We start from the raw sequence: 13,927 nt of genomic DNA, 5'->3' as shown, positions 1-13,927 counted from the left end.
CGAACGTGGAGAAAGCCAAAGCCCGCGAGGCGGATCAATCGAACTAGAACGTGTAGGTCAATCCCACGAGCGCCAATGGCTGTGTTTGTTGCTCAACAATAGGGCTATCCGCGGCTTTCCCGAGCAAATGAGTGATGCCTACGGAGCCCATCGCACTGATGCTATCCGTAATCTTGTATTTGGCCGTGATTCGGAATGAGACATCCTTAAATCCACTCGTAGGTTCATAATAGCTTAGCCCCGACGCCGCCGACTCGGATGAATTGACGCCAAAATAGCCATCCATGTATTTTTGATTCCCCCAGGAGGCGCCAATGCTCGGTATAATCGCAAGCTTTTTGGTTGCATGAATCGGATAAGACACGTTTGCATTGATCAGCAACCCTCGGTCCGTGTCGCTAACTGCCTGGGTGGCCGCGAGTGTCGTAATCACTCCCTTTAATCTCGCCGATACAAAGAATCGTGCCCCGAAAGCATCATCAACGTCATTGATGCCCTTGGCCACGTCCTCCCCATCGTAACCTTGCACCCAGTTGACACTTGCTCCCGCTGTCAAGCTCGGCGTTTCGATGAGGTTCACGCCGATACCCTGCCCAGTCTTTGCAAAAAATCGCCCGTACTGCACATCAACCAGCGGGAGGGGTTGAGCCTCATATTTCTTGCTCCCCTGGAACAGGGGAACGGCCCCGACGCCTATTCCTATCGTCCAATGGTCCGAGCTTTTCTTATCGGAGGTTGCGGTTGCTCCATTTAGCGGCCTGGCGTCGCGGGCAGGCTCCGCCTTTGCGGGGGTTGGGATGCCGAAGGCGAGCACGGCAAGGGGAAACCATATCGCGACCGCGATCGGTCGCGTCGGCATGGAAGTGATCGTCATTTAGGTTCTCCGTCAATAGGATGCGTGATTGCATCTTATAGGCCGTCGCCGTCATTGACAAGATGCATTTATGTATCTTATTTAGAATGATGATCAGATGATGGTGATGAAATGAAGAAACGTCGCCGGGGCGCGGAGCTTGAGGACGCCCTTTTAGACGCCGCTTGGATGGAACTATCGGAGTTCGGCTATACTGGATTCACGATGGATGGCGTCGCCGCCCGAGCAAAAACAAGCCGCCCCGTAATTTCCCGCCGCTGGAGTGAAAAGGCCGACCTGTCGATTGCGGCCATCCGAAGACAGAAGGCCCAGAATCCAATTGATGTGCCGGATCGTGGCGATGTTCGTACCGAGTTACTGGAGTATTTAGAACTCGCATCCAGGCATGTCACCGAGATCTCCGCCGTATTCACATTATTCTCCAGCGAATATTTTAAGGAAACACAGTCGACGCCACAGGATTTGCGTATCGCTTTAATTGCAGGCGGCAAGAATACATTTGAAGCTATCTTGAACAGGGCTATAGAGCGTGGTGAGATCGATCCAGAAAAACTCGCCCCCCCGATCGCGACACTATTGCCGGATTTACTTCGGCATCATGCCGTTATGACGTTTTCGCCCCCTCCACTGTCCCTGCGGACGGCCTGGGTCGATTTGATTTTCCTGCCACTTGTCACAACCGATTAAGACCGCAGAAAAAGGCGTCGACGCCGCATTCATTGACAGCTTCGGCTCCCATTCACCGGCATCACGACAACACTCCCCCGCACCTGCCTCCCCCGCTCAATCGCCCCCCTGAAGGGGTGGCGCGGCACGGCGCTCGCCCCCTTCGGGCGGACGGAGGCGCGCAGGATGGAACGCGCCCTCATCGCCGAATTTGAAGCGACCATGGCGACCCTGCTCGCCGGCCTCTCGGCCGACACCCTCCCCCTCGCCACGGGAATCGCGGCGCTCCGGCAATCCATGCGCGGCGTCGGTCACGTAAAGATGGCGAACGTGGAAAAAGCCAAGGCCCGCGAGGCGGACCTGCTGGCTGGGCTCAAGGACCCGAAGAAGGCGGCGGTGGCGGCGGAGTGATTATTTACCCGTTTTCGAATTGTAAAAGCCGGTAGAAATCGCCCTCAGCTTCTTCAAGATAATACTCTTCTGCGGCACCGAAAATGCCTTTAGGAACAGGGTTTTTTGCCAACGGATTGTGAACGACAATAATTGGCAGTGGGTCAATGTCATAACTGACATTACAACCGACAACAGCACTCACTCCTCGAAATTCTGGGTCCAAGAACGCTCTGGTTGAAACTTCGGCCCCACTCTTTTTGACTAATGTGGGACGAAAGCTGGTTTTAGCTTCGCCCCACTCCATCGTCTCCACATTCACTGAAATTTCGATCGGCCCTATGGGGAACACCGCTTCTACAGCGAACGGAAGTTGGCTAATCCCATGGTCATCTCTGGATAAACTCAGTCGACTACCGTTTACGGCAATGACAAAAGAATCCATCTCGCCTACATGCCCATTTTGCCGATAGCCGAAGGCAACTTTCTCCGATCTGCTAGTCGAGACTCTTCGTCCTTCAAGCTTGTCTCGTTTTTCTTTAATCGCTGAAGTCCAGCGAAGCAAAATTCCTTCGTGCGGAAACGAACGGACCCTCGGAACTCCAGGCTCAGGTAGTTTAAGCCAATCCTCTGGAAGACCTGTTGGCCTTGGGGATATGGCTTCGATCCAAATTGTTTGGCCATTGTATTCAAGCTTAAAATCTGGCCCTTGATTGGTTGAACAAAGCGTATGCCTCTGTCGAATTAGGTGTTGAGCAAGGAGCATTTCCCATATGCGCTCCCAAAATTTTCCTTCATCGCCGCGCACGACATCCGAAACAAAATGGGCATCAGCAAGCCCCATGGACTGAAACCGGCGCCAAAGCTGTACGTACATCTCGGATGCACTCTGGTTCCCACAAAATTTCCCGCGGATATATCTCTCTAGTTCGTCCAAACGAAGACCTCCCAATCTCAATTGGCTAGGCAATCTTTTCTGGAACTTAACGCTCAATCAAAATAGACCGCTCGTAATTGTCTCAACCTACATCACAAACGCCAACAGGAACGGCAGGGTCGCGAAGGACAGCACGGTCGAGATCACGACCATGCCCGCCACTTCCTCCGGCTGGTTGCCGTAGCGTTCGGCGAACAGGAAGTTGAACACGGCGACGGGCATGGCGCATTGCAGGATCAGCACGCCGCGCTCCACCCCGGTGAACCCGAACGCCTCCGCCGTGGCCCAGCCCACCAGAAAACCGACGCCCAGGCGCATGACGGAAAGCAGCACCGCCTGCGGCAGTTTCTTCACGCCGAGGCCCGCGAGGGAGACGCCGAGGGTGATGAGCATCAGCGGCACGGTGAGGCCGGAGAGGATGCGCGTGGTGTTGACGATGGGTGCCGGCACGGTCCAGCCCATCACCATGACCACCAGGGCCGCCAGGGCGGCGTAGAGGATGGGCAGGCGCAGCAGCGCCCCCACCGAGGTTGCCCCCGCCGGCACCGCCACCCCGATGGTGAACAGGCAGAGCACGTTGACGGTGAAGTACGCGATGGCCAGGGCCAGACCATGGTCGCCGAAGGCGAGCAGACAAAGCGGCAGGCCCATGTTGCCGACGTTGCCGTAGGCCAGGGCCGAGAGGAACGCCTTCTGGCTGAGTTTCATCACCTTCAGGAACACGAAGAACACGGCATAGAACGCGACCATGGTCGCGAAGGTCGCCGCCGCCATGGCGAGGAAGGCGTCGGCGTCGAGCTTGGTGTCGATCAGGGTGAAGAACACCAGACAGGGCGTGCCGATATTGGTGACCAGCGTCGTCACCAGCGACGTGTCGTAAGGGCGGCCCTGCTTGCGCCAGACATAGCCGATAACGGCGCAGGTCAGGACCGGCGCGATGACGGAGAACAGTTGGTAGAGCATGGAGATGGTCGTCTAGGCCTATGGTGGAAGGTAAAGCGGGTCGCGGCGCCCGTGCCGGTTATTCGACCCAGGCGATGCGCAGAATGTTGGTCGCCCCCGGCGTGCCGAAGGGCACCCCGGCGGTGACGACGATGGGGTCGCCCTTCTTGGCGAAGCCGTCTTTCTGTGCCTCGGTCACGGCCTTGGAAACCATTTCACGGAACGAATGGATATCCTCGGACAGCACCGAATGCACGCCCCAGCACAGCGCCAGCCTCCGCGCGGTTTCGCGCTTGGGCGTCAGGCCCAGGATCGGCGTCGCGGGCCGCAGGCGCGCGCATCGCAGGGTCGTCGAACCCGTGGTGGTGAAGGTGACGATCACCGCCGCCGAAATGGTTTCCGCGACCTGACAGGCGGCGACGGTGATGGCGTCGGCCGCCGTGGCGTCGTGGCCGCCGCGGCGGCGGTCGCGCATGTGGCGATAGTGCACGTCCTGTTCCACGCGCTTGATGATGCGGTCCATCATGGCGACGGTTTCCGTCGGATAATCGCCGACCGCCGATTCCGCCGACAGCATGACCGCGTCGGCGCCGTCGTAGATGGCGGTCGCCACGTCCGAGGCCTCGGCCCGGGTCGGCGTCGGCGCATGGACCATGGAATCCAGCATCTGGGTCGCCACGATCACCGGTTTGCCCGCCAGCCTGCACAGGTGCAGAATCTGCTTCTGCGCCACGGGCACGTCTTCGGTCGGGCATTCCACGCCCAGGTCGCCGCGCGCCACCATGATGGCGTCGGACAGGTGGACGATTTCCTCCAGGTGGGTCAGGGCGGCGGGCTTTTCCAGCTTGGACATGATGGCGGCGCGGCCGGCGACCAGCTTGCGCGCCTCGGCCAGATCCTCGGGCCGCTGCACGAAGCTGAGCGCGACCCATTCGACCCCGAGGTCGAGGCCGAAGCGCATGTCGTCGCGGTCCTTCTTGGTCAGCGGCGAGACGTCGAGGATCACGCTGGGCACGTTGACGCCCTTGTGGTTGGACAGGGTGCCGCCGATCTCGACCTCGCATTCCGCGTGTTCCTTGGAACACTCCAGAACCTTCAGACGGATTCTCCCATCGTCGATCAGCAGCGTCGATCCCACCTCCAACGCCGCGAAGATTTCCGGATGCGGCAGGGGGGCGCGGCGGTGGTTGCCCGGCGTGTTGTCCAGGTCGAGGCGGAACTTGTGCCCGGGCGCAAGCTCGGCCGAGCCCGTGTCGATATCGCCGACCCGCAGCTTCGGACCCTGCAAATCGAGCAGGATGCCCACGGGGCGGTGGAACTTGCGTTCCAGGGACCGCACGATGCCGTGGATTTTCTGATGGTCGGCATGGCTGCCGTGGGAGAAATTCATGCGGAACACATCGACGCCGGCTTCAAACAGCTTTTCGATGGCTTCCTGGCTGGACGTCGCAGGGCCCAGGGTCGCGACAATCTTCGCGCGGCGTTCACGTTTCATGATGGGGGCCTTCCCTCTCCTTCATTTCGTCACTGTCCCTGCGCCCATAGGCTTAAGGCCAAACGGGGGCAAACTCACGCAAATATTCTTGAAATTCCGCGGTCATGCGGCCGCGCAAATGAAAACAGTCTAATAAATCCGCGCCGGGCCGGCCGGCCGCCTTGCGCAAAGGGGGCAAGATTAGGTAGGTATTAACCAATTTCGTGGCACCTATGAAGGATCGGCAGAAGACCGACGCCGTAGGGTCGCGCCGCAAGATGGCGCAGTCGATTGGCCATGTGTTTTTTTGGGAAGCGGCCCGCCGGGTGGGATTGAGTTTCACCGGGCGGTCCAGGGGTATCGTTTGAGCACGCAAAGCATCATCAATGCGCTGGCCGGCCTATCGCCCGATACCGACAAGGCGACGCTGATGACGGCTGTCGATAAGGCCGTGGACGGCATCGTCAAGGAGCTGAAGGCCAACGCCGGCGGCAAGGTGCAGCCCGACGTGGTTCAGGCGACCCAGACCACCCTGACCTTCCTCGAAGCCTGCGGCCAGTTGAAGGACCCGGAATTCACCCAGCGCGCGCGCATCCGCGCGTCGGAACTGCTGGAAGCCTTCGGCAAGGTGTCCGGGGACGCGGACGCCCCCAGGCGCAAGAAACGGCGCAAGAAACGCCCGGCGGGGGCGGATGCCAAACCCGCGGGCGCCGCGAAGGGCAAGCCCGCCAAGGGCAAGCCCGCCGCCAAACCGGCCGCCGCCGCGAAGCCGGCCAAGCCCGAAAAGCCCTGGGAAGACAGCCCCTTCACCGAGGCCTTCACGGAACAGATCTGCAAGTACCTGCGCAAGCGCGCCATGCTGTGGTACGTGCCGCAACACACGCTGACACCCACGCCCTTCCCGCTGTCGACCCGCTTCGGCGACAACCTTGTGACCGCGATCAAGGAACACTTCATGCATCGGTTCTTCACCAACCGCCGCATCATGGTGCTGGGCGACGAGTTGAAGGCCCGGAATTTCGAGGAAAGCGCGTTCCGCGAAATCTTCGACAAACCGAAGAAGGCCAACCCCGTGCGCAGCATGTGGGAAGACGGTCTGGCCGACATCGAGCGCTTTTTGACCAGCGACAAACCGCCACCGCAGAAATCGGCGAAGACCAAGGTGACGACCAAGAAGACCGGCGGCTTCCTCGGCTTTTTCCAGAAAGAGGAAAAAGTCGTCGAACGCGAGGCCGTGGCCGACACCACCGAACTGGATCACGCCAAGGCGTTCTGGAACATCATCGCCGGGCCCGAAGTCACCTACAGCCCGCCGAAGTTCGAGGACTTCGTCTTCCTCAAGTCCCTGTTCGAGTATTACCCGGAACAGGTCGACGAGGAGCAGCAGGCGGTCAAACAGATGCTGCAGCAGGAATACGGCTCCAACCAGGCGCGCGAAGGGGCGGCGCGCGACCATCTCAACGCGCTGATCAAGGATACCGCCCCCTGTTCGGGCGAACTGACCGCCCTTTGGGTGTACCTGACCGCCAAGGACGCCTTCGGCTACAACGTGTTCAAGTCGTTCACGTCGAGCCACGGCACGAACGCGGAACAACGCCGCCGCGCCCTGCCCTATTTCCTGCGCTGGATTCCCGATTTCACGGAACAGGAAGCGCCGAGCCGCCTTTAGGCGCACTCGATTTTCCGGATCCTTCGTTAACCCTTTGTCAGCCCTGACCGCCATAGGATAGTCTTGGCGCCGTCGCCCTTGCGGCGGACACCTGGATTAAGGTTCCGGCATGCTGAAAAAGGTCTTTTCCAAAGCGCTGTTGTCCGTGGTCATGGACAAGAAGGCCCGCTCGGCCTTGGATGCCGCCAAGGAGCGCGCCAAAAAGGCGCCCCCGTCCGCGGCGGCACCCGAGGCCCTGCCCGCCAGCGCCGAGGAACTGCGCGCCGCCGCCCGCCAGGCGTTGGAATCGGCGGAAAAGGAACTGGCGTCCAAGCCCAAGCTGACCGGCGAGCGCAAGGCGCTGATCCAACAGGCCCTGGCCGTGCGCAAACAGAAAACCAAGATTCTCGACGAACTGGGCCCGGACCAGAAGATCAAGTTGCAGGCCATGGCGCTGGAAGCCTTCGGTCTGGATCCCACCAAGGGCGGACGTTGACGCCCGCACCCCCGTTGACCGCCTCCGACACCACCGCCGAGGCAACGGCCCGTGACCTGGGCGCCAAGGTCGCGGCCGGCGACCTGCGCGCCCTCGCCCGCGCCATCACCCTGCTGGAATCGGGCCGCGCCGACCACCGGGTGCAGGCCGAAGCCCTGATCCGCGCCCTGCTGCCGGCGGCGGGCAGGTCGATCCGCATCGGCATCACCGGCATCCCAGGCGTCGGCAAATCCACCTTCATCGAGGCCTTCGGCCTGGCCCTGGTCGACCGCGGCCACAAGGTTGCCGTGCTCGCCGTCGATCCGACCAGCCCGCGCTCGGGCGGCTCGATCCTGGGCGACAAGACGCGCATGGAAAAATTGGCCCGGTGCCGCGACGCCTACATCCGGCCCTCGCCGTCCGGCGGCACCCTGGGCGGCGTCGCCCGGCGCACGCGGGAAGCCATCATCGCGGTCGAGGCCGCGGGCTACGACGTGGTGCTGATCGAAACCGTCGGCGTCGGCCAATCGGAGACGGCGGTCAAGGACCTGGTCGACATGTTCCTGTTGCTGCTCGCCCCCGGTGGCGGCGACGACCTTCAGGGCATCAAGAAGGGCATCGTCGAAATGGCCGACCTGATCGTCGTCAACAAGGCCGACGGCGACCTGGCGCCGGCGGCGGAACGGGCGCGGCGGGACTATACCTCCGCCCTGCACCTGCTGCGCCCGGAAAACGCCGACTGGTCACCCCGGGTTGTGAAATGTTCCGCCGTCACCGGCGACGGGCTCGACGATATCTGGCAATCGGTCGAAGCCTTCCGCGCCGCGACACAATCGTCCGGCCGGTTCGACGCCAGCCGCGCCGAGCAAGCCAGGACCTGGATGTGGAACGAGGTCAATGAAACCCTGCTGGGCGAACTCCGCGCCGCCCCCGCCGTGACGCAGGCGCTCGCCAACCTGGAACCCGCCGTCGCCGAGGGCGCGGTCGGCCCCAGCGAAGCCGCACGGCGCATCCTGGCCGCCTTCCGGGGTGACGGTGCCCCCTCGGACAAAGACGTCTAAATATATGGATTTTCTCGTTCCAACCGCTACCATGCTGCGAAATAAATCACAGAGATAAGACCAAGGGCGGATGGTTCGACGAATGGAAACCAAGGAAGAACTGGAACTGCTTCAGGCAGAAATCCTCAACCTTTTCAATTACATTCAGCGGGTCCGCAAGGAAGTGGCCGCGATCACCCGTTCCGACGAAGGCAACGGTCGGTTCGACAACATGTCCGACCAGCTTGACGCCATCGTCCGGGCCACGGAAGAGGCCACCAATTCGATCATGGAAGTGGTGGAGCAGAATACCGATACCATCGATAAGATCCGCGGCAAGACCGACAACGCGGAAATCCTCGCCCTTCTGGACGAGTTGGAAAACAACTCCTCCAACATCTTCGAAGCCTGCACCTTTCAGGACATCACCGGCCAGCGCGTAACCAAGATCGCCCGGTCGGTGACTTACGTGGAAACGCGGGTCAACGCGCTGATCCAGATCTTCGGCAAGGAACACATCGAAAGCGTCGAAGTCGAAACCGAAGAGCAGTCGGAAGACGAAAAGCTTCTTCAGGGCCCGCAGCTTCAGGGCGAAGGCGTTACTCAGGACGAAATCGACAAGTTGTTCGACTAGCCTGCAACCGAAACCGTCACCATCGACCGCCACAATCAAAGGGGTGTCCGGGCCAGCGTCCGGATAATGATATGAACGATTTGATCCGTAACCGAGAAATCCAAGGGAGTCTTTTTCCATGCAACGTCTGCTGTCCCTTTTCGCCGCGCTCGCTCTCGTCCTGGGGATCGGTGCGATGAACGACGCCGAAGCCATGGACCCGGAAAACACCCTTTACATGGACACCACGCACGGCCGCGTGGTGATCGAACTGCGCCCGGATCTCGCGCCCAAGCATGTTGCGCGGATCAAGGAACTGACCCGCGAGGGCTTCTATGACGGGCTGGTGTTCCACCGCGTCATCGGCGGCTTCATGGCCCAGGGCGGCGATCCCACGGGCACCGGCATGGGCGGCAGCGGCCAGAACCTGCCGGCGGAATTCTCATCCGAGCCGTTCAAACGCGGCACCGTCGGCATGGCCCGGTCCATGAATCCCAACAGCGCCGACAGCCAGTTCTTCATCTGCTTTGCCCGGACCAGCCATCTTGACGGCCAGTACACGGTCTGGGGTCAGGTCACGGACGGCATGAAGTTCGTCGGCATGCTCGAACGCGGCGAGCCGCCCGTCGATCCGGACAAGATCATCAAGATGCAGGTCGCCGCCGACGCGGACAAGGCCAAGAAGTAAAACAGCCCACCGGGCGGCCCTAGCGCACCAGTTCGCGGGTCGCCCGGTCGAGGCCGTCCAGGGTCAGCGGGAACATGCGCCCGCCCATCAGCCGCCGGATCATGTCGACGGACTGGGTGTGGCCCCACCAATCCTCTTTCACGGGGTTGAGCCAGACCGCCCGCGAATAGACGCCGAGGATGCGCTGCATCCACAGGCTGCCCGCTTCCTCATTCCAATGCTCGACGCTGCCGCCGGGATAGGCGATCTCGTAGGGGCTCATGGACGCGTCGCCGACGAAGATGATTTTGTAATCCGACGGATAGGTGTGCAGGACCTCCCAGGTCGGGATGGTATCCGTGCGCCGGCGCACATTGTCCTTCCACACCCGTTCGTACGGGCAGTTGTGGAAATAGAAATATTCCAGATGCTTGAATTCCGAGCGGGCGGCGGAAAACAGTTCCTCCATCACCCGCACGTGCGGGTTCATGGACCCGCCCACATCCAGGAACAGCAGCACCTTCACCGCGTTGTGGCGTTCCGGCACCATGCGGATGTCGAGATAGCCCCGCTTGGCCGTGTTGCGGATCGTGCCGTCCAGGTCCAGTTCCGTCGGTGCCCCCTGGCGCGCGAACTGGCGCAGACGGCGCAGCGCCACCTTGATGTTGCGGGTGCCGAGTTCCAGCGTGTCGTCCAGGTTCTTGAACTCGCGCTTGTCCCACACCTTCACGGCGCGGAAGTTGCGGTTGTCGTCCTGGCCGATGCGCACCCCTTCCGGGTTGTAGCCGTAGGCCCCGAACGGCGAGGTGCCGGCGGTGCCGATCCATTTCGACCCGCCCTGGTGGCGCTTTTTCTGCTCCTCCAGGCGCTTCTTCAGGGTCTCCATCAGCTTGTCCCAGCCGCCCAACGCCTCGATCTGCGCCCGTTCCTCCGGCGTCAGCGTGCGCTCCGCCAGCTTGCGCAGCCATTCCTCGGGAATGTCCTGAACATCAACCTGTTCCGTCTGTTCCAGCCCCTTGAACACATGGCCGAACACCCGGTCGAACTTGTCCAGGTTCTTTTCGTCCTTCACCAGGGCGGCGCGGGACAGATAGTAGAAATGCTCGATGCTGTAGTCCGCCAGCCCGGCGTCCATGGCGTCCAGCAGGGTCAGGTATTCCCGCAAGGACACGGGCACCTTGGCCGACCGAAGTTCGAGGAAGAAATTGATGAACATGGCCGCACCTTAGCCCCGCCACCCCATCCCTGCCAATCCCGCTTCAATGCGGCCGGGGGAGCGGATAAGCTGGCCGCCCTTGAAGCGCACAACCGAACGGGAGCCATCCATGATCACCGTCGTCGTCAACTTCGACCTGCCGCCCGGAACGACCCTGGCGGACGCCACCCAGCGCTACCGCGACAGTTCGAAAAAGTACCTGGGCGCCCCCGGCCTGGTGCGCAAGATCTACCTGTACAACGAAGACCAGATGAAAGGCGGCGGGGCCTATGTGTTCAACACGCGGGCCGAGGCCGACGCGCTGCTGAACGACGCCTGGCGGGCCTCGATCACCGAGCGCTACGGCGCGCCGCCGGTGCTGACCTATTTCGAATCGCCCGTCGTCGTCGACAACGTGACCGGCGAGATCATCACCTGACGATCAGTCCTTGTCCGGCCCAGAAACCTCGACCTTGATCGGCACGGACGACCGCAGGTGCAGGTCGCGCTGCGGGAACGGGAACACCACCCCATGTTCGTGGTAAAGGTCCCAGATATTCAGTTGGACCTCGCTGCGCACGTTGGCGACGCCGTTCTGCGGATCGTCGATCCAGAACCTGAGTTCCAAAATCACCGCGTTGTCGCCGAACTCGATCAGGTGGCAGACCGGTTTGGGGTCCTTCAGCACCCGCGCGACCCCGTCGGCGGCCCGCAGCGCCAATTCCCGGGCCAGATGCACGTCGGCGCCGTAGTCGATGCCGATCGGCACCTTCTGGCGGATCATGGAATTGGAATAGGACCAGTTCTCCACGCGCTGGGAGATCAGCTCCTCATTGGGGATCAGGTGTTCCGTACCGTCGCGGGTGATGACCGAGACATAGCGGGCACCCAGCGTGTTGATCCAGCCGAAGGTATCGCCGACGGCGATCACGTCGCCGGGCTTGACCGAGCGGTCCATCAGCAGGATCACCCCCGACATCAGGTTCGAGACGACCTTCTGTAGGCCAAAACCGATGCCAAGGCCTAAGGCCCCGCCGAACACGGCGAAGACCGCCAGATTGATACCCACGCTTTCCAGGGCCAGTGCGATGGCCAGTGCGTAGAGAAACACCCGCGCGAACTTGCCGAACAACACGCGCATGGACGGCGTCAGGCTGTCCGAGGCGTTGATGCGGGTTTCCGCGATTCGCGACGTGACGGAGGCGAGATACAGGAACAGGGCCGACAGCAACGCCGCCTTGATCATGCCGAGGACGGACAGGCGGAATTCCCCCAGGTTGAGCGCCATGTCGTCGAGCGTGCGCATGACCGGGTCGAGCAGGCCCAGCAGGTTAAGGGCGGCGATGGTCCAGGCGGTAACGGCGATGGCACGGGCCCAGAACGGGTTGCGGATCAGGCCCGACGCCAGGCGGATCACCGCCCAGGCCGTCAACAGCGAAACCGCGCCCTCCATCAAGTGATAGGACCAGGCCGCCCCCTTGGCCGCGAACACGGCGAACCACAGGGCCGTCAGCCACAGAACCGGCCGGGCGACGGGCTTGAGCGCCGCCGCCACGGGAACGCCGAACCTTGTGTACCAGCCATGATCCGGCCGCCGGTCGAGAACGGCCTCCAGCCGGGGCGACAGAAGGCGCGCGGCGATGAAGGTCGCGACGATCACGCCGAGTTGTACAAGGTTGTCGACGGCCAGCAGATGCAGGTCGAGCCAGGCGAGCGCAGCATCAAGCCATTGGCGCAGCCGGTCAGGATCGAGAATCGTGTTCAGGTTCATGACGCCACCCTTCAGGCGTCAGCTTATCCGACCGGCCCGCCGGGGACCAGGGAGGACGGCCTCAGGCCTTGGGCGCGTCTTCCGGGCCGGGGGCCGGGCCGCTCACGGGAACCAGGGTAATGGTCGCCTCGTCCACGGTCATGGACAAAAGGATCAGGCCGGCCAGCAGGATCACCGTACCCATCCCGGTCAGGGCGAACATGCCGATCATCTGCTGGAACACGAACAACATGCCGATGGCGATCAGCAGCGGTTTCCAGCGGCCCAACCGCTTGCTCGCCGTGCCGCATTCGGGACAGACGACGGGCCGCCCGGCGGCCAGGGGCCAGCTGGACAGGCGTTTGAACCGGGTGCCGCAGGCGGGGCACTTCATGGCCGCCTCAGTGTCCCTCGCGGCGGTTGAGGAAAGCCAGCCGCTCCAACAGGTGGACGTCCTGCTCGTTCTTCAACAAGGCACCGTAGAGCGGCGGGATCAGGTCCTTCTTATCGTTGGACCGCAGGGTTTCCGGCGGAATATCTTCGATCATCAGCAGCTTCAGCCAGTCGAGCAGTTCCGACGTCGACGGCTTCTTCTTCAGGCCCGGCACGTCGCGCAGTTCGTAGAACAGGTTGAGCGCCTCGGCCACCAGGCGCTTCTGGATGCCCGGATGGTGGACGTCGATGATGCGCCGCATGGTGTCTTCGTCGGGGAAGCGGATGTAATGGAAGAAACAGCGTCGCAGGAAGGCGTCCGGCAGTTCCTTTTCGTTGTTCGACGTGATGATGACGATCGGCCGCCGCGCCGCCTTCACGGTTTCCTTGGTCTCGTAGACAAAGAATTCCATGCGGTCGAGTTCGAGCAGCAGGTCGTTGGGGAACTCGATATCGGCCTTGTCGATTTCGTCGATCAGCAGCACCGGGCGCTCGGGCGCGTCGAAAGCCTCCCACAATTTGCCGCGGATGATGTAGTTGCCGATGTCGTGGACCCGGGCGTCGCCGAGCTGCGAATCGCGCAGCCGCGCCACGGCGTCGTATTCATAAAGCCCCTGCTGCGCCCGGGTGGTCGACTTCACATGCCATTGGATCAGGGGTGCCCCGATGGCGGCGGCGACCTCGGCCGCCAGCACGGTCTTGCCCGTGCCCGGCTCACCCTTGATCAGCAGCGGGCGTTCCAGGTTGATGGCGGCGTTGACCGCGACCTGCAGGTCCTCGGTCGCGACGAAGGTATCGGTGCCGGAGAATTTCTGGGTCATGCG

Annotated in this window: 16 protein-coding genes; 8 read left to right on the top strand and 8 right to left on the bottom strand. The window is 62.0% G+C overall.

The annotated features are described in order from the left end of the window. Nucleotides 1-43: 43 nt before the first annotated feature. Nucleotides 44-874, bottom strand: coding sequence for a MipA/OmpV family protein (locus RJ527_13450; protein ID WND75041.1), 831 nt, complete (start codon nucleotides 872-874; stop codon nucleotides 44-46). A 111-nt stretch (nucleotides 875-985) separates the two neighbouring features. On the opposite strand from RJ527_13450, the gene RJ527_13445 reads away from it, so the two are divergent. Together RJ527_13445 and RJ527_13440 are read left to right on the top strand one after the other, a co-directional pair. Continuing rightward, entirely contained in the window at nucleotides 986-1,561 is a 576-nt protein-coding gene (locus RJ527_13445) for a TetR-like C-terminal domain-containing protein (GenBank protein ID WND75040.1), read from the top strand. A 60-nt stretch (nucleotides 1,562-1,621) separates the two neighbouring features. Next, on the top strand, nucleotides 1,622-1,951 hold the full coding sequence (locus RJ527_13440; protein ID WND78061.1) for a hypothetical protein: 330 nt from the start codon (nucleotides 1,622-1,624) through the stop codon (nucleotides 1,949-1,951). Nucleotides 1,952-1,955: 4 nt separating this feature from the next. Here the strand turns inward: RJ527_13440 and RJ527_13435 are convergent, their stop codons facing one another. The 3 genes from RJ527_13435 to pyk all read right to left on the bottom strand — a co-directional run bounded on the left by RJ527_13435 (nucleotide 1,956) and on the right by pyk (nucleotide 5,304). Next, complete coding sequence (locus tag RJ527_13435; GenBank protein WND75039.1) at nucleotides 1,956-2,807, bottom strand: hypothetical protein; 852 nt, start codon at nucleotides 2,805-2,807, stop codon at nucleotides 1,956-1,958. 147 nt (nucleotides 2,808-2,954) lie between these two features. Beyond that, on the bottom strand, nucleotides 2,955-3,830 hold the full coding sequence (locus tag RJ527_13430) for an AEC family transporter (GenBank protein WND75038.1): 876 nt from the start codon (nucleotides 3,828-3,830) through the stop codon (nucleotides 2,955-2,957). A gap of 58 nt (nucleotides 3,831-3,888) precedes the next feature. After that, on the bottom strand, nucleotides 3,889-5,304 hold the full coding sequence (pyk, locus tag RJ527_13425; GenBank protein ID WND75037.1) for a pyruvate kinase: 1,416 nt from the start codon (nucleotides 5,302-5,304) through the stop codon (nucleotides 3,889-3,891). A gap of 343 nt (nucleotides 5,305-5,647) precedes the next feature. Between pyk and RJ527_13420 the strand changes: the two genes are divergently transcribed. The 5 genes from RJ527_13420 (at nucleotide 5,648) to RJ527_13400 (ending at nucleotide 9,747) form a co-directional block, all read left to right on the top strand. After that, nucleotides 5,648-6,952 (top strand): hypothetical protein, encoded by a 1,305-nt coding sequence (locus tag RJ527_13420; GenBank protein WND75036.1) that lies wholly within the window; start codon nucleotides 5,648-5,650, stop codon nucleotides 6,950-6,952. A gap of 109 nt (nucleotides 6,953-7,061) precedes the next feature. Further along, complete coding sequence (locus RJ527_13415; GenBank protein ID WND75035.1) at nucleotides 7,062-7,427, top strand: hypothetical protein; 366 nt, start codon at nucleotides 7,062-7,064, stop codon at nucleotides 7,425-7,427. 56 nt (nucleotides 7,428-7,483) lie between these two features. Continuing rightward, complete coding sequence (gene meaB / locus RJ527_13410) at nucleotides 7,484-8,467, top strand: methylmalonyl Co-A mutase-associated GTPase MeaB (protein WND78060.1); 984 nt, start codon at nucleotides 7,484-7,486, stop codon at nucleotides 8,465-8,467. 82 nt (nucleotides 8,468-8,549) lie between these two features. After that, on the top strand, nucleotides 8,550-9,080 hold the full coding sequence (locus RJ527_13405; protein WND75034.1) for a protein phosphatase CheZ: 531 nt from the start codon (nucleotides 8,550-8,552) through the stop codon (nucleotides 9,078-9,080). 175 nt (nucleotides 9,081-9,255) lie between these two features. Beyond that, the gene (locus RJ527_13400) at nucleotides 9,256-9,747 is read left to right on the top strand and encodes a peptidylprolyl isomerase (protein WND78059.1); all 492 of its coding nucleotides are present in this window, start codon (nucleotides 9,256-9,258) and stop codon (nucleotides 9,745-9,747) included. A gap of 19 nt (nucleotides 9,748-9,766) precedes the next feature. Here RJ527_13400 and RJ527_13395 read toward each other — a convergent pair whose 3' ends face one another. After that, nucleotides 9,767-10,942 (bottom strand): VWA domain-containing protein, encoded by a 1,176-nt coding sequence (locus tag RJ527_13395; GenBank protein WND75033.1) that lies wholly within the window; start codon nucleotides 10,940-10,942, stop codon nucleotides 9,767-9,769. 109 nt (nucleotides 10,943-11,051) lie between these two features. Here RJ527_13395 and RJ527_13390 point away from each other — a divergent pair, with 109 nt between their 5' ends. Continuing rightward, a complete protein-coding gene (locus tag RJ527_13390) occupies nucleotides 11,052-11,360 on the top strand; it encodes a YdhR family protein (protein ID WND75032.1) in 309 nt (102 codons plus the stop codon). A gap of 3 nt (nucleotides 11,361-11,363) precedes the next feature. On the opposite strand, the gene RJ527_13385 is transcribed toward RJ527_13390, so the two are convergent. From RJ527_13385 to RJ527_13375, 3 genes are all read right to left on the bottom strand, one after another. Continuing rightward, nucleotides 11,364-12,692 (bottom strand): mechanosensitive ion channel, encoded by a 1,329-nt coding sequence (locus tag RJ527_13385; GenBank protein WND75031.1) that lies wholly within the window; start codon nucleotides 12,690-12,692, stop codon nucleotides 11,364-11,366. A gap of 61 nt (nucleotides 12,693-12,753) precedes the next feature. Then, nucleotides 12,754-13,065: a hypothetical protein gene (locus RJ527_13380; GenBank protein ID WND75030.1), complete on the bottom strand. Its 312-nt coding sequence runs from the start codon at nucleotides 13,063-13,065 to the stop codon at nucleotides 12,754-12,756. 7 nt (nucleotides 13,066-13,072) lie between these two features. Beyond that, complete coding sequence (locus RJ527_13375; protein WND75029.1) at nucleotides 13,073-13,924, bottom strand: MoxR family ATPase; 852 nt, start codon at nucleotides 13,922-13,924, stop codon at nucleotides 13,073-13,075. Between the last annotated feature and the right edge of the window lie 3 nt (nucleotides 13,925-13,927).

The sequence above is a fragment of the Thalassospiraceae bacterium LMO-SO8 genome, from assembly GCA_031655335.1.
GTDB lineage: Bacteria > Pseudomonadota > Alphaproteobacteria > Rhodospirillales > Casp-alpha2 > UBA1479.
This window is presented reverse-complemented; position numbering and strand designations above follow the sequence as displayed.